General features: G+C 71.5%; 18 protein-coding genes and 2 pseudogenes. All 20 read left to right on the forward strand.

Annotated elements, in window-relative coordinates:
* Positions 1-5: 5 nt before the first annotated feature.
* On the forward strand, positions 6-533 hold the full coding sequence (locus ACR5MH_RS02855; RefSeq protein WP_433862262.1) for a shikimate kinase: 528 nt from the start codon (positions 6-8) through the stop codon (positions 531-533).
* On the forward strand, positions 530-1,609 hold the full coding sequence (gene aroB, locus ACR5MH_RS02860) for a 3-dehydroquinate synthase (RefSeq protein WP_431350059.1): 1,080 nt from the start codon (positions 530-532) through the stop codon (positions 1,607-1,609). The genes ACR5MH_RS02855 and aroB overlap by 4 nt, the downstream gene beginning before the upstream one ends.
* Positions 1,609-1,998: a hypothetical protein gene (locus ACR5MH_RS02865; RefSeq protein WP_431350058.1), complete on the forward strand. Its 390-nt coding sequence runs from the start codon at positions 1,609-1,611 to the stop codon at positions 1,996-1,998. The genes aroB and ACR5MH_RS02865 overlap by 1 nt, the downstream gene beginning before the upstream one ends.
* A 5-nt stretch (positions 1,999-2,003) precedes the next feature.
* Positions 2,004-2,441 carry a type II 3-dehydroquinate dehydratase gene (locus ACR5MH_RS02870; protein WP_431350057.1) on the forward strand — a complete coding sequence of 146 codons (438 nt, stop codon included), beginning with the start codon at positions 2,004-2,006 and terminating at the stop codon, positions 2,439-2,441.
* Between the two features lie 99 nt (positions 2,442-2,540).
* A complete protein-coding gene (efp, locus tag ACR5MH_RS02875) occupies positions 2,541-3,104 on the forward strand; it encodes an elongation factor P (protein ID WP_185277247.1) in 564 nt (187 codons plus the stop codon).
* On the forward strand, positions 3,104-3,526 hold the full coding sequence (nusB, locus tag ACR5MH_RS02880) for a transcription antitermination factor NusB (protein WP_431350056.1): 423 nt from the start codon (positions 3,104-3,106) through the stop codon (positions 3,524-3,526). The genes efp and nusB overlap by 1 nt, the downstream gene beginning before the upstream one ends.
* Complete coding sequence (locus tag ACR5MH_RS02885; protein WP_431350055.1) at positions 3,523-4,239, forward strand: DsbA family protein; 717 nt, start codon at positions 3,523-3,525, stop codon at positions 4,237-4,239. The genes nusB and ACR5MH_RS02885 overlap by 4 nt, the downstream gene beginning before the upstream one ends.
* 77 nt (positions 4,240-4,316) lie before the next feature.
* Positions 4,317-4,895, forward strand: a complete 579-nt coding sequence (gene pyrR / locus ACR5MH_RS02890; RefSeq protein ID WP_431350054.1) for a bifunctional pyr operon transcriptional regulator/uracil phosphoribosyltransferase PyrR — start codon at positions 4,317-4,319, stop codon at positions 4,893-4,895.
* Positions 4,892-5,884: an aspartate carbamoyltransferase catalytic subunit gene (locus tag ACR5MH_RS02895; protein ID WP_431350053.1), complete on the forward strand. Its 993-nt coding sequence runs from the start codon at positions 4,892-4,894 to the stop codon at positions 5,882-5,884. The genes pyrR and ACR5MH_RS02895 overlap by 4 nt, the downstream gene beginning before the upstream one ends.
* Positions 5,881-7,206: a dihydroorotase gene (locus tag ACR5MH_RS02900; RefSeq protein ID WP_431350052.1), complete on the forward strand. Its 1,326-nt coding sequence runs from the start codon at positions 5,881-5,883 to the stop codon at positions 7,204-7,206. Before ACR5MH_RS02895 ends, ACR5MH_RS02900 begins: the two co-directional genes overlap by 4 nt.
* Positions 7,199-7,726: a hypothetical protein gene (locus tag ACR5MH_RS02905; protein ID WP_431350051.1), complete on the forward strand. Its 528-nt coding sequence runs from the start codon at positions 7,199-7,201 to the stop codon at positions 7,724-7,726. The genes ACR5MH_RS02900 and ACR5MH_RS02905 overlap by 8 nt, the downstream gene beginning before the upstream one ends.
* Before the next feature lies 1 nt (position 7,727).
* Positions 7,728-8,897 carry a glutamine-hydrolyzing carbamoyl-phosphate synthase small subunit gene (gene carA / locus ACR5MH_RS02910; protein ID WP_433862263.1) on the forward strand — a complete coding sequence of 390 codons (1,170 nt, stop codon included), beginning with the start codon at positions 7,728-7,730 and terminating at the stop codon, positions 8,895-8,897.
* Complete coding sequence (gene carB, locus ACR5MH_RS02915; protein ID WP_431350049.1) at positions 8,897-12,178, forward strand: carbamoyl-phosphate synthase large subunit; 3,282 nt, start codon at positions 8,897-8,899, stop codon at positions 12,176-12,178. Before carA ends, carB begins: the two co-directional genes overlap by 1 nt.
* Positions 12,175-13,059, forward strand: coding sequence for an orotidine-5'-phosphate decarboxylase (gene pyrF / locus ACR5MH_RS02920; RefSeq protein WP_433862264.1), 885 nt, complete (start codon positions 12,175-12,177; stop codon positions 13,057-13,059). Before carB ends, pyrF begins: the two co-directional genes overlap by 4 nt.
* Positions 13,052-13,369, forward strand: a pseudogene (gene mihF, locus ACR5MH_RS02925) (integration host factor, actinobacterial type); the annotation flags it as partial. The gene pyrF and the pseudogene mihF, both read left to right, overlap by 8 nt.
* A gap of 15 nt (positions 13,370-13,384) precedes the next feature.
* A complete protein-coding gene (gmk, locus tag ACR5MH_RS02930; RefSeq protein ID WP_433862595.1) occupies positions 13,385-13,984 on the forward strand; it encodes a guanylate kinase in 600 nt (199 codons plus the stop codon).
* A 95-nt stretch (positions 13,985-14,079) separates the two neighbouring features.
* A complete protein-coding gene (rpoZ, locus tag ACR5MH_RS02935; protein ID WP_431350047.1) occupies positions 14,080-14,340 on the forward strand; it encodes a DNA-directed RNA polymerase subunit omega in 261 nt (86 codons plus the stop codon).
* A 96-nt stretch (positions 14,341-14,436) separates the two neighbouring features.
* Complete coding sequence (locus ACR5MH_RS02940) at positions 14,437-15,732, forward strand: bifunctional phosphopantothenoylcysteine decarboxylase/phosphopantothenate synthase (RefSeq protein ID WP_433862265.1); 1,296 nt, start codon at positions 14,437-14,439, stop codon at positions 15,730-15,732.
* 59 nt (positions 15,733-15,791) lie between these two features.
* A pseudogene (gene metK / locus ACR5MH_RS02945) lies at positions 15,792-16,984 on the forward strand (methionine adenosyltransferase).
* 2 nt (positions 16,985-16,986) lie between these two features.
* Positions 16,987-18,990 (forward strand): primosomal protein N', encoded by a 2,004-nt coding sequence (locus ACR5MH_RS02950; protein ID WP_431350045.1) that lies wholly within the window; start codon positions 16,987-16,989, stop codon positions 18,988-18,990.
* Positions 18,991-19,035 lie beyond the last annotated feature (45 nt).

The raw sequence follows: 19,035 nt of genomic DNA on the forward strand, positions 1-19,035 counted from the left end.
GTCCCGTGACGATCGTCCTCATCGGTCCGCCGGCGGCGGGCAAGACGCGGCTGGGCAAGCGCCTGGCCAAACGTCTCGGCCTGCCGTTCGTGGACACCGACGCGGTCGTGGTGGCCGGGCACGGCGCCATCGCGGAGATCTTCGCCGAGCACGGCGAGCCGTATTTCCGCGCGCTCGAACGCGCGGCGGTCGCGGAGGCCGTCGCCCGCCCGGGCATCGTCTCGCTGGGCGGGGGAGCGGTGCTCGACCCGGACACGCAGGCCGACCTGGCCGCGACGCGGGTCGTCCTGCTGACCGTGCGGCCGGAGGCGATCGCCGCCCGCATCACCAACCGCAAGCGCCCGCTGGTCACCGACCTGGAGTCGTGGAAGCGGCTCGTGGCGGCGCGCACCCCGCTCTACCAATCGCTCGCGGATTACACCGCGGACACGTCGACCCGGCCGATCGAGACCATCGTGGAGGAGATCGCGCGCTGGGTCGAAGAAGGCCGACGCAGCGAACGCGGCCAGAGCACCCAACAAGGAGAGTCATGACCGACCAGCCCACCGAGATCCTCGTCGCCGGAGAGAACCAGTATCCGGTCGTCATCGGGCGCGGCCTCCGGTTCGACCTCGCCGCGCACCTCGGCACCGGGGTCAGCAAGCTGCTCGTCGTGCACCCGCCGACGCTCGGCGCCGCGGCGGCCGAACTGCGCGAGTCGCTGCTCGGGCAGTACGAGGTGCTGCTCGCCGAGGTCCCGGACGCGGAGGCCGCCAAACGTGTCGAGGTCGCCTCGTTCCTGTGGGGCATCATGGGCCAGGCCGACTTCACCCGCTCGGACGCCGTCATCGGCTTCGGCGGCGGCGCCGTCACCGACCTGGCCGGCTTCGTCGCCGCGACCTGGCTGCGCGGTGTCCGGCTGGTGCAGGTCCCGACCACCGTGCTCGGGATGGTGGACGCCGCGGTCGGCGGCAAGACCGGCATCAACACCGCGGAGGGCAAGAACCTCGTCGGCGCCTTCTACGCGCCGGCGGCGGTGGTCTGCGATCTCGACACGCTGACCTCGCTCGGCCGCAACGAGCTGCTCGCGGGCTTCGCCGAAGTCGTCAAGTACGGCTTCATCGCCGAGCCGGAGATCCTGGACATCATCGAGCGCGACGTCGACGTCGCCACCGACCCGGAGTCGCCCGAGTTCCGCCGCTTGGTGGAGCTGTCGGTGGGGATCAAGGCGCGCGTGGTCGGCGAGGACTTCACCGAGCAGGGCCTCCGCGAGATCCTCAACTACGGTCACACCCTGGGCCACGCGATCGAGCACGCCGAGCGCTACCAGTGGCGGCACGGCGCGGCGGTCTCCGTCGGGATGGTCTACGCCGCCGAACTCGGCCGGCTGAGCGGTCGCTTGAGCGACGAGGCCGTGGACCGGCACCGCCGCATCCTGGAGTCGCTGACCCTCCCGACCAGCTACCCGGCCGGACGCTGGCAGACCCTGCTGGCGACCATGCAGCGCGACAAGAAGGCGCGCGGCAGCCTGCTGCGCTTCATCGTGCTGGACGACATCGGCCGGCCGACCGTGCTCGCGGGGCCCGACCAGAGTCTGCTGTTCGCCGCGTACCAGGAGATCGGGTCCTGATGGCCAAGACGGTCGCCCAGAAGCTGCTCGTCTCGGAGGGCGACGCCCTGAGCCTCGTCGGCGCCGGACCCGAGGAGCGCGCCGCGATCGGCGCGCTGCCGGACGGCGTGACCGAGGTGGCACCGGAAGCGGCTGCCGTCTCCGTGACGATCGTGCGCAGTCGCGACGAGCTCCTGGCGCAGTTCGAGACCGCGCTGCCCGCCCTCACCGGCGCCCGCGCGGTCTGGTTCCTGTACCCGAAGGGCGGCAGAGCCGATCTCAACCGCGACACCATCATCCGGGAGGCCGGCGCGTTCGGCTGGCGACCGATCGGCAACGTGGCCGTGGACGACGTCTGGTCGGCCGTGCGCGTCCGTCCGCTCGCCGACGGCGAGGCGCCGGTAGGGTGAGCGGCATGACTTCCGTCCTCGTCCTGAACGGTCCCAACCTCGGCAGGCTCGGCACCCGCGAGCCCGACGTGTACGGTGCGGGCACCCTGGAGGACCTCCGCGCCCAGCTCGTCGCGGACGCACCCGAGCTGGACATCGACCTGCGCCAGACGGATGTCGAGGGCGAGCTGCTGCGCTGGCTGCACGAGGCAGCCGACTCCGGCGCCCCCGTTATCCTGAACGCCGGCGCTTGGACGCACTACTCGTACGCGCTGCGCGACGCCGTCTCGCTGGTGACGAAGGCCGGCGGCACTGTGATCGAGGTGCACCTGTCCAACCCGCACGCCCGCGAGGAGTTCCGGCACACCAGCGTCCTCACCGCCGTCTCCACCGGCGTGATCGCCGGCTTCGGGTTCGAGTCCTACCGGCTGGCTCTAGCGTTCATTCGCCGAAACGCCCGCTGACGTCTAGAATCTTCTGGGGCTCCGTACGCTGAGCCCGTCGTGGACGGTGCAGGGCGCCGCTCCCACCCGAATCTTCCGCAAAGCGAATGGAACTCTGGCATGGCATCGACCGCTGACATCAAGAACGGCATCGTCCTCAACATCGACGGACAGCTCTGGAGCGTCATCGAGTTCCAGCACGTCAAGCCGGGCAAGGGTGGAGCGTTCGTCCGTACGAAGCTGAAGAACGTCACGACCGGCAAGACGGTCGACCGCACCTACAACGCGGGCGCGAAGATCGAGATCACTAACGTCGACCGCCGCGACTACCAGTATCTGTACCAGGACGGCGCCGACTTCGTCTTCATGGACACCAGCGACTACGACCAGATCACCATCCCGGGACCGATCGTCGGAGACTCCGCCAACTTCATGCTCGAGAACCAGAACGTGACCGTCGCGCTGCACGAGGGCTCGCCGCTCTACGTCGAGCTCCCGGCCTCCGTCGTCCTGGAGATCACCTACACCGAGCCGGGCCTGCAGGGCGACCGCTCCACCGGCGGCACCAAGCCCGCGACCGTGGAGACCGGCTACCAGATCCAGGTCCCGCTGTTCCTGGAGACCGGCACCAGGGTCAAGGTCGACACCCGCACCGGCGACTACCTCGGCCGCGTCAACGACTAGTGAGCGCCAGGACCAAGGCGCGCAAGCGCGCCCTCGACGTGCTGTTCAGCGCTGACCTGCGACAGCTCACGCTGCCGCAGGCGCTGGCGGCGGAGGCGGAGCGCGCGGCCAGTGAGCCGACGCGTGAGGCCTCCTGGCTGTACGCCCGCGAGATCGTGGACGGCGTGATCGACCACCAGGACGAGATCGACGAGCAGATCGAGACGTACGCCCAGGGCTGGACCCTGGCGCGGATGCCCGCCGTCGACCGCGCCATCCTGCGCATCGGCGTCTGGGAGCTGCTCTTCAACGATGAGGTGCCGGACGGCGTTGCGATCTCGGAGGCTGTGGAGGCCGCGACCGTGCTGTCCACGGACGACTCGGCGGGCTTCGTGAACGGGCTGCTGGCGAAGATCGCGCAGAACCGCCCGCAGCGCGCATGAGCTCACCGCGCCGGCTCCGCCGGATCGTCGCCGCCGCGGTGCTCGCGGTCGCCGTGACCGCGGGCGTCGCCTCGTGCTCGCTGCTCGGCGGCAACTCGAACGTCCCTGTCGCGACGGCCAAGCCGGCGACCGGAACCGATGGCGCGGCGAACTTCGACGGCGGCTACGTCTCGGCGGGCTCCGGCCCGAAGAAGGTCGACGTCTGGTTCGACCCGATGTGCCCGGTCTGCGGTGCGTTCGAGAAGTCGAACGGCGCGACCCTCGCGAATGCGGTGAAGGACGGCTCGATCACGCTCCGGCTGCATCCGCTGACGTTCCTGGATCGCGCGTCGAACGGCACCGGCTATTCCACCCGTGCCTCGGCGGCGCTGGTCTGCGTGGCCGTGCACGACCCGGAGCGCACGCTCGACTACTACCAGGCGCTGTTCGCGGACCAGCCGGAGGAGAACTCCAGCGGCCTGACCGACAAGCAGCTCGCCAAGCTCGCGACGGACCACGGCATCACCGACATCTCCGGGTGCATCGACCGCAGCGGGCCGTATCAGGCCTGGGCGCAGGCGAACACGGCGCACTCGCAGAGCGGCCCGATCACCGTCGACGGCAAGAAGGTGCTCGACAATATCCAGGGCACGCCTACCGTCCTGGTGGACGGCAAGCAGTACACCGGCTCGATCAGCGACATGAAGGAGTTCGCGAGCTTCCTCGGCCGGTGACCGGCGCCGAGCCTGCTAGGCTCGACCCAATTGGCATCCTTTAACAGCCGTCCTGTGAGGCGGGGAAGGAGGTCGGCATGACAGCGCGCACCGTGCTGCAACAGGCTGACATCGCCCGGGCGTTGACTCGGATCTCGCACGAGATCCTTGAGTCCAACCGGGGAACGAACGACCTGGTGATCCTGGGGATCCCCACGCGCGGCGTCGTGCTCGCCCGCCGGATCGCCGAGAACATCCAGCGGATCGAGCCGGACTCGGTCGCGTCGCCCGACGACATCGTCGGCGCCCTCGATGTGACGATGTACCGCGACGACCTGTCGCGGCATCCCACGCGGGCGCCGCAGCCGACCTCGCTGCCGGGCTCGATCGACGGTCGCACCGTCGTGCTGGTGGACGATGTGCTCTTCTCGGGCCGTACCATCCGCGCGGCGCTCGACGCGCTCAGCGACCTGGGGAGGCCGCGGGCCGTGCGACTGGCCGTCCTGGTCGACCGCGGGCACCGCGAGCTGCCGATCCGGGCGGACTTCGTCGGCAAGAACCTGCCGTCTGCGGCCTCGGAGCGGATCTTCGTCCGGCTGGCGGAGGTCGACGGCGAGGAGTCCGTGACCATTGCGGAGCCGGCCGGGAGCACCGCAGAGGAGGGAGCGCGCGCATGAGGCACCTGCTCAGCACCAAGACGCTGTCGCGCGACGACGCGATCACGCTGCTCGACGTCGCCGAGGACATGGCCGACGTGCAGGACCGCGAGGTCAAGAAGCTGCCGACCCTGCGTGGCAAGACAGTGGTCAACCTGTTCTTCGAGGACTCCACCCGCACGCGCATCTCGTTCGAGGCGGCGGCGAAACGGCTCTCGGCGGACGTCATCAACTTCTCCGCCAAGGGCTCCAGCGTCTCCAAGGGCGAAAGCCTGAAGGACACCGCGCAGACGCTCGCAGCGATGGGCGCGGACGCGGTCGTCGTACGGCACAGCGCCTCCGGCGCCCCGCAGACCCTCGCGACCAGCGGCTGGATCGACGCGGGCGTGCTCAACGCCGGCGACGGCACCCACGAGCACCCGACCCAGGCCCTGCTCGACGCCTTCACGATGCGCAGGCGTCTGCACGGCCGCTCGTCGCGCGGACACGACCTCGACGGCGTGACGGTGACGATCGTCGGCGACATCCTGCACTCCCGGGTCGCCCGCTCCAACGTCTGGCTGCTGCAGACCCTCGGCGCGAAGGTGACGCTGGTCGCGCCGCCCACCCTGCTGCCGGTCGACGTGTCGGGCTGGCCGGCCGCGATCGGGTACGACCTGGACGCGGCGATCGACGCCGGCCCGGACGTGGTGATGATGCTCCGCATCCAGGGCGAGCGGATGCACGCGGCCTACTTCCCGTCCGAGCGCGAGTACGCGCGGCGCTGGGGGCTGGACGACGAACGGCTGGGCCGGCTCGAGGCCGATAGCATTGTGATGCACCCGGGACCGATGAACCGCGGGCTGGAGATCTCGGCGGCCGCCGCCGACTCGCCGCGGTCGACGGTGCGGGAGCAGGTCGCCAACGGAGTGTCCGTGCGAATGGCCGCACTGTACCTGCTGCTCTCCGGAGGCGACAACAGTTCCCACACGAACGATGGGCAGACGACGAACGATGGTGGTGTGCGATGAGTGAGAGCCCGACGCAGAGGTTCCTGATCCGCGGCGCGACTCTGGCCGACGGCACGCGTACCGATCTCCTGCTCGCCGATGGGCGGATCGCCGGCACGGGCAATGACGCGAGCAGCGCCGGAGCGACCGTGATCGACGCGGACGGCCTGATCGCCCTTCCCGGCCTGGTCGACCTCCACACCCACCTGCGCGAGCCCGGTTACGAGCAGAGCGAGACCGTCCTCACCGGAACGCGCGCGGCCGCGGCAGGAGGCTTCACGGCGGTCTTCCCGATGGCGAACACCTCCCCGGTCGCCGACACCGCCGGCGTCGTGGAGCAGGTGCTCCGGCTGGGCGAGGCCGCGGGCTACGCGACCGTTCAGCCGATCGGCGCCGTGACCGTCGGCCTGGCGGGGGAGCGGCTCGCCGAGCTCGGCGCGATGGCCGACTCGCGCGCGAAGGTGCGGGTCTTCTCCGACGACGGCAAGTGCGTCTCCGACCCGCTGCTGATGCGCCGCGCGCTGGAGTACGTCAAGGCGTTCGGCGGCGTGATCGCCCAGCACGCGCAGGAGCCACGGCTCACCGAGGGCGCCCAGATGAACGAAGGCGCGCTGTCCGGCGAGCTGGGCCTGACGGGCTGGCCGGCGGTCGCCGAGGAGTCGATCATCGCCCGGGACGTGCTCCTCGCCGAGCACGTCGGCTCCCGGCTGCACGTCTGCCACGTCTCGACCGCCGGCTCGGTCGACGTCATCCGCTGGGCGAAGGCGCGCGGCGTCGACGTCACGGCCGAGGTGACGCCGCACCACCTGCTGCTGACCGAGGAGCTCGCCGCCGGCTACGACGCCCGCTACAAGGTGAATCCGCCGCTGCGCCGGGCGGAGGACGTGGAGGCGCTGCGCGCCGGCCTCGCGGACGGGACGATCGACATCGTCGCGACCGACCACGCCCCGCACCCGGTGGAGTCCAAGGACTGCGAGTGGGACGCCGCGGCCTTCGGCATGGTCGGCCTCGAGTCCGCGCTCTCGGTCGTGCAGGCCTCGGTGGTCGACAACGGCCTCCTCGGCTGGACCGACATCGCCCGCGTGCTCGCGGCCGCGCCGGCCCGGATCGGCCGGCTGGACGGCCACGGTCTCCCGCTGGAGACCGGCGCGCCGGCCGAGCTGTTCCTCTACGACCCGGCCGCCTCGCGGGAGTTCTCGACCGGCGACCTCGCGGGGAAGGGCGTCAACTCGCCCTACCTGTCGATGACGCTGCCGGGCCGCGTGGTGGCGACCTTCCACCGCGGCTACGCGACCGTGCTCGACGGCACGGTGGTCGAGGACCTGGAGGCGGCCCGTGGATAAGCTCCTGCCGACCATCGGCATCCTCCTCGTCGTCATCGTCGTGCTGGCGCTCGCCCTCGTGGGCTGGCGCCGCCGCGTGCGACGCGACGCCCCGGCGGGCGGCGGCTACCCGGCGCCCGAGACCGCAGCGGCGGTGACCGCGTTCTCCGAGGTGCTCTACGTCGCCACCACCAAGGCCGGCGAGTCGCTGGAGCGCCTGGCGCTGCCGGGGTTGTCCTACCGCGGCCGCGGCACGGTGGAGGTCTCCGCCGACGGCGTGCTGCTCCGGGTCACCGGGGAGCAGCCGGTGTTCATCCCTGCGGCGGCCCTCACCGGCGTCGGCGCGGCCACGGTCACGATCGACCGGGTCGTGGAGCGGGATGGCCTGCTCCGGCTCGGCTGGAACACCAGCGGCGGCGCGGCCGCCGACAGCTTCTTCCGGGTCGTGGACCCGGCCGGGCGCGGTCTGCTGACCGCGGCCGTCGAAGACATCCTCCCGGGCGGTTCGACGCCCCTCAGTACTGATGAAAGCGAGGTGTGACGTGACCGCAGCAGAACCTGCCGTGCTCGTCCTCGAAGACGGGAAGCGCTACGTGGGCCGGGCCTACGGCGCCCGCGGGCGGACGCTCGGCGAGGCGGTCTTCGCCACCGGCATGACCGGCTACCAGGAGACCCTGACCGACCCGTCCTACGCGGGCCAGATCGTCCTCATGACGGCGCCGCACATCGGCAACACCGGCATGAACGACGAGGACATGGAGTCCCGCCGGATCTGGGTGGACGGCTTCGTCGTCCGCGACCCCAGCCGGGTCGTCTCGAACTTCCGCGCCCAGCGCAGCCTCGACGACGACCTCGTCGAGCAGCGCGTCGTGGGCATCAGCGGGATCGACACCCGCGCCGTCACCCGGCACATCCGCTCGGCGGGCGCCATGCGCGCCGGGATCTTCTCCGGCGAGGACTTCGGGCTGAGCGACTCCGAGCAGCTCGAACTCGTGCTGTCCGGCGCGAAGATGTCGGGCCGCAACCTCTCGGCCGAGGTCTCCACCGTCGAGCCCTACACGGTGCCGGCGGTCGGCGAGCGCGTCGGGTCGGTCGCGGTCCTCGACCTGGGCGTCAAGAAGTCCACGCTCGAGAACCTCGCGGCGCGCGGGCTCGACGTCCACGTCCTCCCGCAGCAGGTCACCGCGGAGCACGTCCTCAGCCTCAACCCGTCCGCGCTGTTCTTCTCGAACGGCCCGGGAGACCCGAGGGCCTCCGACAAGCACGTCGAGCTCCTGCAGGAGACGCTGCGCGCCGGGCTGCCGTACTTCGGCATCTGCTTCGGCAACCAGCTCCTGGGCCGTGCGCTCGGCCTCACCACGTACAAGCTGCCGTTCGGCCACCGCGGGATCAACCAGCCGGTGCTCGACAAGCGCACGGGCCGCGTGGAGATCACCGCTCAGAACCACGGCTTCGCGGTCAAGGCGCCGATCGACGCCACCTTCGACTCGCCGGCCGGCTTCGGCCAGGTGGAGGTCAGCCACTTCAGCCTCAACGACAACGTCGTGGAGGGCCTGAACTGCCTCGACATCGACGCCTTCAGCGTGCAGTACCACCCGGAGGCGGCGGCAGGCCCGCACGACGCCAACTACCTCTTCGACCGGTTCCTTGAGATGATTCACAAGCGCGAGGCCGGTTCTCAGAACGACCAGAACCAGGAAGGCACCGACTGATGCCCAAGCGCGACGACATCCACTCCGTCCTGGTCATCGGGTCCGGCCCGATCGTCATCGGCCAGGCCTGCGAATTCGATTACTCCGGCACCCAGGCCTGCCGCGTGCTCAAGCAGGAGGGCGTCCGCGTCATCCTGGTGAACTCCAACCCGGCCACCATCATGACCGACCCGGACTTCGCCGACGCCACCTACGTCGAGCCGATCACCTGGGAGGTCATCGAGACCATCATCGCCAAGGAGAAGCCGGACGCGATCCTGCCGACCCTCGGCGGCCAGACCGCGCTCAACGCGGCCATGCAGCTCCACGAGCACGGCATCCTGGAGAAGTACGGCGTCGAGCTGATCGGCGCCAAGTTCGAGGCCATCCGGAAGGGCGAGGACCGCCAGATCTTCAAGGACCTCGTGGTCGAGGCCGGCGCGGAGGTGGCGCGGTCGCACATCGCCCACACCGTCGAGGAGGCACTGGAGTTCGCCGAGGACCTCGGCTACCCGCTCGTCGTCCGTCCGTCGTTCACGATGGGCGGCCTCGGCTCGGGCTTCGCCTACACACCGGAGGACCTGCGCCGCATCGCCGGCGACGGCATCCACCAGAGCCCGACCAGCGAGGTGCTGCTGGAGGAGTCCATCCTCGGCTGGAAGGAGTACGAGCTCGAGCTGATGCGCGACACCTCCGACAACACGGTGGTCGTCTGCTCGATCGAGAACGTCGACCCGGTCGGCGTGCACACCGGCGACTCGATCACGGTCGCGCCCGCGCTGACGCTGACCGACCGCGAGTACCAGAAGCTGCGCGACATCGGCATCGACATCATCCGCGCGGTGGGCGTCGACACCGGCGGCTGCAACATCCAGTTCGCTGTGAACCCGGAGAACGGCCGGATCATCGTCATCGAGATGAACCCGCGCGTCTCGCGCTCGTCGGCGCTGGCGTCGAAGGCCACCGGCTTCCCGATCGCCAAGATCGCCGCGAAGCTCGCCATCGGCTACCGGCTGGACGAGATCCCCAACGACATCACGCAGGTGACCCCGGCGAGCTTCGAGCCCACGCTCGACTACGTCGTGGTGAAGGTGCCGCGGTTCGCATTCGAGAAGTTCCCGGCCGCCGACCCGACCCTGACCACCACCATGAAGTCGGTGGGCGAGGCGATGGCGATCGGCCGCAGCTTCACGAGCGCGCTGCAGAAGGCGCTCCGCTCGCTGGAGAAGCGCGGCTCGTCCTTCCACTGGGGCCACGAGTCCCGCACCGTGGAGGAGCTGCTGGAGTCGATCGCGACCCCGACCGACGGCCGGATCGTCGACGTGCAGCAGGCGCTCCGCCTCGGAGCGACGCCCGAGCAGGTCTTCGAGGCCACCAAGATCGACCCCTGGTTCATCGACCAGATCGTCCTCATCAACGAGGTCGCCGAGCAGCTCCGCGACGCCGAGACCCTCGACACCGACACGCTCCGCTACGCCAAGGACCACGGCTTCTCCGACGCCCAGATCGGCGAGCTGCGCGGCTTCGGCGAGGCCGACGTCCGCGAGGTGCGGCACATCCTCGGCGTGCGCCCGGTCTACAAGACGGTCGACACCTGTGCAGGCGAGTTCCCCGCGCTCACGCCGTACCACTACTCGAGCTACGACGAGGAGACGGAGGTCGTGGCGAACGACAGCCGCAAGGTCGTCATCCTCGGCTCCGGCCCGAACCGCATCGGCCAGGGCGTCGAGTTCGACTACTCCTGCGTGCACGCGTCGTTCGCGCTGCACGACGCCGGGTTCGAGACGATCATGATCAACTGCAACCCGGAGACGGTCTCGACCGACTACGACACCTCCGACCGCCTGTACTTCGAGCCGCTGACGCTCGAGGACGTGCTGGAGGTCATCCACGCCGAGTCGCAGTCCGGCGAGCTGGTCGGCGTCGTCGTGCAGCTCGGCGGCCAGACCGCCCTCGGCCTCGCGAAGGGCCTGGAGGCGGCCGGCGTCCCGATCCTCGGCACCACGCCGGAGGCCATCGACCTGGCGGAGGAGCGCGGCCTGTTCGCCGGGATCCTCGAGAGCGCGGGGCTGCTGGCCCCGAAGAACGCCACGGCGATCGACTTCCCGAGCGCCGCGCACGCCGCGGAGCAGATCGGCTACCCGGTCCTGGTCCGCCCCAGCTTCGTGCTCGGCGGTCGCGGCATGGAGATCGTCTACGACACCGCCTCCCTCGCGGACTACTTCGAGCGCGTCGCGGGCCAGGGCATCGTCGGCCCGTCGCACCCGCTGCTGGTCGACCGGTTCCTGGACGACGCGATCGAGATCGACGTGGACGCCCTGTACGACGGCGAGCGGCTCTACATCGGCGGCGTCATGGAGCACATCGAGGAAGCCGGCATCCACTCCGGCGACTCGAGCTGCACCCTGCCGCCGATCACGCTGGGTCGCCGCGAGATCGACCGGGTGCGCGAGGCGACGCTGAAGATCGCCGAGGGCATCGGCGTCCGCGGACTGCTGAACGTGCAGTTCGCGATCGGCGCCGGAGTGCTCTACGTGCTGGAGGCCAACCCGCGGGCGTCGCGCACCGTCCCGTTCGTCTCCAAGGCGCTCGGCATCCCGCTCGCCAAGGCCGCCTCCCGGATCATGGTCGGCGACACCGTCACCGGCCTGATCGAGGAGGGCCTGCTGCCGGAGGCCGACGGTTCGGTCATCCCGATGGACTCGCCGGTCGCCGTCAAAGAGGCCGTGCTGCCGTTCAAGCGGTTCCGCACCCGCGAGGGCAAGATCGTCGACTCGGTGCTCGGCCCGGAGATGCGCTCGACCGGCGAGGTCATGGGCATCGACCGCGACTTCCCGACCGCGTTCGCGAAGAGCCAGGCCGCGGCCTACGGCGGCATGCCGCTGGAGGGCACCGTGTTCGTCTCGGTGTCCGACCGCGACAAGCGCGCGATCGTGCTCCCGGTGCTGCGCCTGAAGCAGCTCGGCTACGACATCGTCGCCACCGAGGGCACCGCCGAGGTGCTGAACCGCAACGGCATCGCCGCGCGCATCGTGCGCAAGTTCAGCGAGGCGCCGGAGGAGGACTCGGTCGTCGGGCTCATCACGCGCAACGAGGTGGATGTCGTCATCAACACCCCGAGCGGCCGGTCCGCCCGCGCCGACGGGTACGAGATCCGCGCCGCCGCGGTGGCCGGCGACAAGCCGCTGTTCACCACGATCGCCGAGCTGAGCGCCGCCGTCGCGTCGCTCGACGCGGTGCGCGAGGGCTTCGAGGTGACGTCGCTGCAGGAGTACGCACTGCAGAGGGCCGCACGGGCGTGACGGAGCTCAGTTCGACCTCCTCGGCGTCGGCGTCGTTCGGCGACCGGCTGGCCGCGGCGTTCGGTGCGCAGGGGCGCCTGTGCGTCGGCATCGACCCGCACGCGCACCTGCTGGCGGACTGGGGCCTGGAGGCCTCTGCCGCCGGCGTGCGTGCGTTCGGCCTGCGCGTGGTGGAGGCCGCGGCGGGACGCGCCGGGATCGTGAAACCGCAGGTGGCCTTCTTCGAGCGCTACGGATCCGCGGGGTACGCGGCGCTGGAGGACGTCGTCCGCGCGGCGCGCGACGCCGGGCTGCTGGTGATCGCCGACGCGAAGCGCGGCGACATCGGCACGAGCGTCGCGGCCTACGCCGAGGCGTGGCTGACCCCGGGCTCGCCGCTGGAGGCCGACGCCATGACGATCGCCGCCTTCCAGGGCGTCGGCTCGATCGCGGAGCCGATGCGCCTCGCCGAGTCGGCAGGCAAGGGCCTGTTCGTGCTCGCGGCGACCTCCAACCCGGAGGCCGCGGCCATCCAGCAGGCGGTCGTCGCCGACGGCCCCCGTGCCGGGATGACGGTCGCCCGTGCGATCATCGAAGACGTGCACGCGTTCAACCAGGAGCAGCCTCCGCATCCCTTCGGCACAGTCGGTCTGGTGCTCGGCGCCACCGTCGCGCTGGGGGAGTACGGGATCGACACCGCGACCGCCGCCCCGGCCGTCCCCGTGCTCGCGCCCGGGTTCGGCCACCAGGGCGCCCGCGTCGAGGACGTCGACCGCCTGTTCGGAGCCTTCGCGCCCGGGGTGATCGTGAGCGAGTCCCGCGGGCTGCTGGCCGCAGGGCCGGACGGCCTCGCCGAGGCCATCGGCCGCCGCGCCGAGGAGGTGCGTGCCAGCCATGGCTGAGCCGACCACCGCCTCCCGCCGCCCCGCCCCGCCGGAGGTCGACCGGACCGCCGCGTCGGCGGCCGCCGTCGCGGCCCGCCGCGCGCGTGCCGCCGTCAAGAGCGCCATCGCCTCTCGGGAGGTCTCGCCCCTGGTCGTCCTCGACCGCGCGACCGCCGCGCCCGACGGTGTGGAGGGCCGGCTGCGGGTCACCGAGTTCCTGCTGAGCGTTCCCGCGATCGGGACCACGAAGATGCAGGAAGCCTTGCAGCGGCTCGCCATCTCGCCGGCCAAACGGCTCGGCGGCCTCGGCAGGCACCAGCGCCTGAAGCTCCGCGAGTACCTGATCGAGCGCGAGAACCGCGCGGGTCGCCGCCGCAATCAGCTCGTCGTGCTGGCCGGCCCGACCGCGGTCGGCAAAGGCACGGTCTCCACCTACATCCGCGAGAACTACCCGGATGTGCTGCTCTCGGTCTCCGCCACCACGCGCGCACCGCGCCCCGGCGAGGTCGACGGCGTCAACTACTACTTCGTCGACGACGCCGAGTTCGACCGGATGATCGAGGCCGGCGAGCTCCTGGAGCACGCCACCGTGCACAACGCGTACCGTTACGGCACGCCGCGCGGACCGATCGAGGCGGCGCTGGAGCAGGGCAAGAGCGTACTGCTGGAGATCGACCTCCAGGGCGCCCGCCAGGTCCGCGAGTCCATGCCGGAGGCGCGGCTGATCTTCCTGCTTCCGCCGACCTGGGACGAGCTGGTCAGGCGCCTGATCGGCCGCGGCACCGAGGAGGCCGCCGAGCAGCAGCGCCGGCTGGAGACCGCCAAGGTGGAACTGGCCGCTCAGGACGAGTTCGACTACCGTGTGGTCAACCACACGGTCGCTGACGCCGCCCGGGAGGTCGTAGACTTGATGAAGGTCCGTGCGGCGCCGTCGCGCCCGTAGGATCACGATCGTCGCGTCACGCCCGGCGCTTTACCGCAGTTTCTCCGCGTCTCGACACCGCGAGCCCCGGAAGCACAACAGAGAGGGTTACCGCAATGGCAACCACCAACAAAGGCATCATCGACCCGCCCATCGACGAACTCCTCGCCCGGGTCGAGTCCAAGTACGCGCTGGTCATCTTCGCCTCCAAGCGTGCACGCCAGATCAACGACTACTACGCCGACCTGCACGAGGGCAGCCTGTTCGACAACGTCGGCCCGCTGGTCGACTCCTCGGTCGACGACAAGCCCCTCTCGGTCGCACTGCACGAGATCAACGAGGACAAGCTCGTCATCAAGCCGCTGGCCGCGGAGTAACCTCCGGGCCCTTCCGGCAGACAGAGAGCCGCAGACCGAGCGCAAGAGAACGACCACAGCCGGGACCGTGTCCCGCTGGCTGGAGGAGATGCCGCCGTGAGCCCACGATTGACCGTCGTCGTCGGAGTGACCGGCGGCATCGCCGCGTACAAGGCTGTCGGGGTCATCCGCGCACTGGTGCTGGAAGGGCACTCGGTGCACGTCGTGGCGACGGAGGCCGCGCTGCGGTTCGTCGGCCGTCCGACGCTCGAGGCGATCAGCCGCAACCCCGTCGCGACCGACCTCTACGAGGGTGTCGCCGAGGTGCGGCACGTGGCCATCGGCCAGTCCGCCGACCTCATCGTCATCGCCCCGGCGACCGCGAACACCCTGGCGAAACTCGCCGCCGGCATCGCGGACGACCTGCTCGGCAACACCGTCCTGGCCTCGACCGCTCCGCTCGTGGTCGCCCCGGCGATGCACACCGAGATGTGGCGCAACCCCGCGACGGTCGCCAACGTGGCCACGCTGCGCAGCCGCGGCGTCACCGTCGTCGGCCCGGCCTCTGGACAGCTCACCGGCGCCGACTCCGGCCCGGGCCGCATGGAGGAGCCGGAGGTGATCGTGCGCGCCGCGCTGCGCGCCGCCGGCATCTCGCCGCGCCTGGCGGTGTCCGCCGTGCCGGAGCCCGTCGCCGATGTCGTGGTGCTCTCCGAGCGCCGCCGCGCCAACGAGGCCTCGCGCCGGCCGCGTGGGGGCGTCGACCTCGCGGGCAAGCGCGTCGTCGTCACCGCCGGCGGCACCCGGGAGCCGCTGGACCCGGTGCGATTCCTCGGCAACCGGTCGAGCGGCCGGCAGGGCGTCGCCGTCGCTGCGGCGGCGCAGGCCCGCGGCGCCGAGGTCGTCCTGATCGCCGCGCACCTGGAGGTCGAGCCGCCCGAGGGCGTCGAGCTCATCGAGGTGCAGACCGCGCTGGAGCTGCAGGAGGCCGTCACCGAGGCCGCGCGCTCGGCCGATGTGGTCGTGATGACGGCCGCCGTCGCCGACTACCGGCCCGCCGTCATGCGCGACTCCAAGATCAAGAAGTCCGAGGCGGGCCAGACCCTCACGCTCGAACTGGTCGCCAACCCGGACATCCTCGCCGGCCTCTCGGCCGCCAAGCGCGAGGGCCAGGTCGTCGTCGGCTTCGCCGCCGAGACCGAGGCGGACCCCTCGACGCTCATCGAGCTGGGCCGCACCAAGCTGGCCGCCAAGGGCAGCGACTTCCTCGTCCTCAACCAGGTCGGCTGGGAGCAGGGCTTCGCAACGGAGAGCAACGAGGTCGTGGTCCTCCGCAGGGGCGGCGATATAGTGATGGAGGCCTCGGGGAGCAAGCTGTCGGTGGCCGACCGTATCTTGGACGTCGTCGTCTAGTCGTCGACCAGGGCCACGGCATCCCTGGACGTGCCGCCATGCCGCGATCAAGGAGAACAATGGCAGATCTGCGCCTCTTCACGTCGGAGTCGGTCACCGAAGGTCACCCCGACAAGATCTGCGACCAGATCTCCGACAGCATCCTCGACGCGCTGCTCGCGGTCGACCCGCACAGCCGCGTCGCCGTCGAGACGCTGGTCACCACCGGGCTGGTCCACGTCGCCGGCGAGGTGACGACGAACGGCTACGTCGAGATCCCCGCGCTGGTGCGCGAGAAGATCGTGGAGATCGGCTACGACTCCTCCGATGTGAGCTTCGACGGCACCCAGTGCGGCGTCTCCGTCTCCATCGGCGCGCAGTCGCCCGACATCGCTCAGGGGTCGACAACGCGTTCGAGTCACGCACCGAGCAGAGCACCGACGACCTCGACCGCCAGGGCGCGGGCGACCAGGGCATCATGTTCGGGTTCGCCACCACCGAGACGCCGCAGTACATGCCGCAGCCGATCTGGCTCGCGCACCGCCTCGCCGAGCGCCTCGCCGCCGTGCGCAAGGACGGCACCCTCGACTACCTCCGCCCGGACGGCAAGACGCAGGTGACGATCGGCTACGAGGGCCACACTCCGCGCACGGTGGAGACCGTCGTGCTCTCCACCCAGCATGCGCCGCACGTGTCGAGCGAGCAGCTCCAGGCCGAGGTCGTCGAGGAGGTCATCGCGCCGGTCATGCACGCCGCCGGGCTGGAGACCGCGCACATCCGCACGCTCATCAACCCGACCGGCCGGTTCGAGATCGGCGGCCCGAAGGGCGACGCCGGGCTCACCGGCCGCAAGATCATCGTCGACACCTACGGCGGCGCGAGCAGGCACGGCGGCGGCGCGTTCTCCGGCAAGGACCCGTCGAAGGTCGACCGCTCGGCCGCCTACGCGATGCGCTGGGTCGCCAAGAACGCCGTCGCGGCGGGCCTCGCGGACCGGCTCGAGGTGCAGATCGCGTACGCGATCGGCAAGGCCGCCCCGGTCGGGCTCTACGTGGAGTCCTTCGGCACCGGCAACGTCTCCGACGAGCGCATCATCCGCGCCATCCGCGAGGTGTTCGACCTGCGACCGGCGGCGATCGTGCGCGACCTCGACCTGCTCCGGCCGATCTACGCGCAGACGGCGACCTACGGCCACTTCGGCCGCGACCTCCCCGACTTCACCTGGGAGCGGCTGGACCGCGTCGACGACCTGCGCTCCGCCGCGGGGCTGTAGCCGTGCCGGCGGCCGCCACGGTCGCCCGTGTGGCCCTGGACTCGCCGCTCCCGCAGCTCGACCATCTTTTCGACTACAGCGTCCCTGACGCGCTCGCGGAGCAGGCGGTGCCCGGGGTGCGGGTGCGCGTCCCGTTGCGCTCGGCGGGACGGGTCGCCGACGGCTACCTCGTGGAGCTCGCCGAGCCCGACGAGGCGTTCTCCGGAACGCTGAGCCCGCTGGAGGCCGTGGTGTCCCCGGTGCCGGTGCTCACCGAGCCGGTGTGGCGGCTCGCGCGCCGGCTCGCCGACCGCAGCGCCGGGACCGCGAGTGACATCCTCCGGCTCGCCGTGCCTCCGCGGATGGTGCGGGTGGAGAAGGCGTGGCTGGCGGCGCGCACGGCGGGCTCCTCCGCCGACGTGCCCGCCGAGGCTCAGCGCGCCGCGTTCCCGGTGCGCGGCTACGGCGCCGGCGTACTGGAGACCGCGGTCGCGGCGGGGGAACGGATCGCGCTCCGGCCGATCCCGCGACTGAGCAGGCTCCCGGACGGCACGTGGGTCGGGGAGTGGGCGATCACGCTCGCCGCGCTCGCGACCGCCACCTGGCGCACGGGCAGCACCGCCATCGTCGCCGTGCCCGACCACCGCGACCTGGAGCAGCTCGGGGCCGCGCTGGCGGCGATCGCCCCCGCGTCCGCGGTGGTCCGCGCCGACGCCGCCCAGTCGAACCCGGAACGCTATCAGGGCTTTCTCGCCGCGCTCTCCGGTCCGCGCATCGTGATCGGCAACCGCTCGGTGGTCTACGCCCCTGCCGCCCGGCTCGGCTTGATCGTGGTGTGGGAGGACAGCGACCCGCTCTTCGCCGAGCCGCTCAGCCCGTACGTGCACACGCGGGACGCCGCGCTCGTCCGGCAGGAGCTGGACGGCGGCGCCCTCGTGCTGAGCGGGCTGGTCCGCAGCGTCGAAGCGCAGCGGCTGGTCGACCTCGGCTGGCTCCGCGACCTCGGGCCGGAGCGCGCGCACACGGCGAAGGTCGTTCTGACCGCCAACCAGAGCGCCGACGAGCCTGCCGCCCGTGCTGCGCGCATCCCGTCGTCCGCGTGGCGGGCGGCCCGGGAGGCGCTGAGCGGGGAGAGCGGGCGGCCGCCCGGCCCCGTGCTCGTCCAGGTGGCCCGGCCGGGCTACGTGCCGGTGCTGTCCTGCGCGCACTGCGGTCAGGCGGCACACTGCACCCGCTGCCAGGGCCCGCTCGGGCAGCGCCGGGCCGGTGCGACGCCGTCCTGCGGCGTGTGCGGGGCGCTCGCCACCGACTGGCACTGCACCCGTTGCGAGCACACGAAGCTGCGGATGGCGACGCCCGGCTCCGGCCGGACGGCCGAGGAGCTGGGCCGTGCGTTCCCGGGGACGCGCGTCATCCTCGCGGACGGCGACCATCCGGTGCAGCGGGTCGGCGCCGCCCCCGCGCTCGTGGTCGCCACACGCGGCGCCGAACCGATCGCGGAGGGCGGCTACCAGGCGGTGCTGCTGCTCGACGGCGAGCGGATGCTGGCGAATGAGACGCTGCACGTCGCCGAGAACTGCTTGCGCTGGTGGATGAGCGCCGCGGTGCTGGCCGCCGCGGGCGCGCCGACCGTGCTCGTCGGCGTCTCCGGCGACCTCGCGCGCGACTTCGCGACGGGCCGCCAGGTCGAGTTCGCCCGCGAGGAGCTGGCCGACCGCCGCCAGCTCCGGTTCCCGCCCGCGGTTCGGCTCGCCTCGGTGACGGGGGCCGCGGAGGCCGTGGACGGGGTGCTGAAGGCGGTCGATCCGGACCTGCTGATCGACGTGCTCGGCCCGGCCGAGGTCGACGAGAAGACGGTCCGGGCCGTCCTGCGGTTCGAGTACGCGAAGGGCGCCGAGGTCGCCGCGGCCGTCCGGGCGACGGTGGTGCGCAACGCGACCCAGCGCCGGCGGCCTCCGGGAGGCCGCCCCGGCTACCGCCCCGCGCCGACACTCCGCGTCCGCTTCGACGACCCCGAGATCCTCTGATCCCCTCGAGCCCTTCGGCAGGTGCGGGGCGCGGGTAGACTCGGG

Origin of the sequence: Streptomyces sp. L7, assembly GCF_050990935.1 — a bacterium.
GTDB lineage: Bacteria > Actinomycetota > Actinomycetes > Actinomycetales > Microbacteriaceae > Leifsonia.

Bases quoted from the DNA above. Each gene is read 5' to 3' on its own strand.
- aroB (WP_431350059.1), top strand. From the start codon at position 530: ATGACCGACCAGCCCACCGAGATCCTCGTCGCCGGAGAGAACCAGTAT.
- efp (WP_185277247.1), top strand. From the start codon at position 2,541: ATGGCATCGACCGCTGACATCAAGAACGGCATCGTCCTCAACATCGAC.
- ACR5MH_RS02870 (WP_431350057.1), top strand. From the start codon at position 2,004: ATGACTTCCGTCCTCGTCCTGAACGGTCCCAACCTCGGCAGGCTCGGC.
- rpoZ (WP_431350047.1), top strand. From the start codon at position 14,080: ATGGCAACCACCAACAAAGGCATCATCGACCCGCCCATCGACGAACTC.
- ACR5MH_RS02885 (WP_431350055.1), top strand. From the start codon at position 3,523: ATGAGCTCACCGCGCCGGCTCCGCCGGATCGTCGCCGCCGCGGTGCTC.
- carB (WP_431350049.1), top strand. From the start codon at position 8,897: ATGCCCAAGCGCGACGACATCCACTCCGTCCTGGTCATCGGGTCCGGC.
- ACR5MH_RS02865 (WP_431350058.1), top strand. From the start codon at position 1,609: ATGGCCAAGACGGTCGCCCAGAAGCTGCTCGTCTCGGAGGGCGACGCC.
- ACR5MH_RS02895 (WP_431350053.1), top strand. From the start codon at position 4,892: ATGAGGCACCTGCTCAGCACCAAGACGCTGTCGCGCGACGACGCGATC.
- pyrR (WP_431350054.1), top strand. From the start codon at position 4,317: ATGACAGCGCGCACCGTGCTGCAACAGGCTGACATCGCCCGGGCGTTG.
- ACR5MH_RS02900 (WP_431350052.1), top strand. From the start codon at position 5,881: ATGAGTGAGAGCCCGACGCAGAGGTTCCTGATCCGCGGCGCGACTCTG.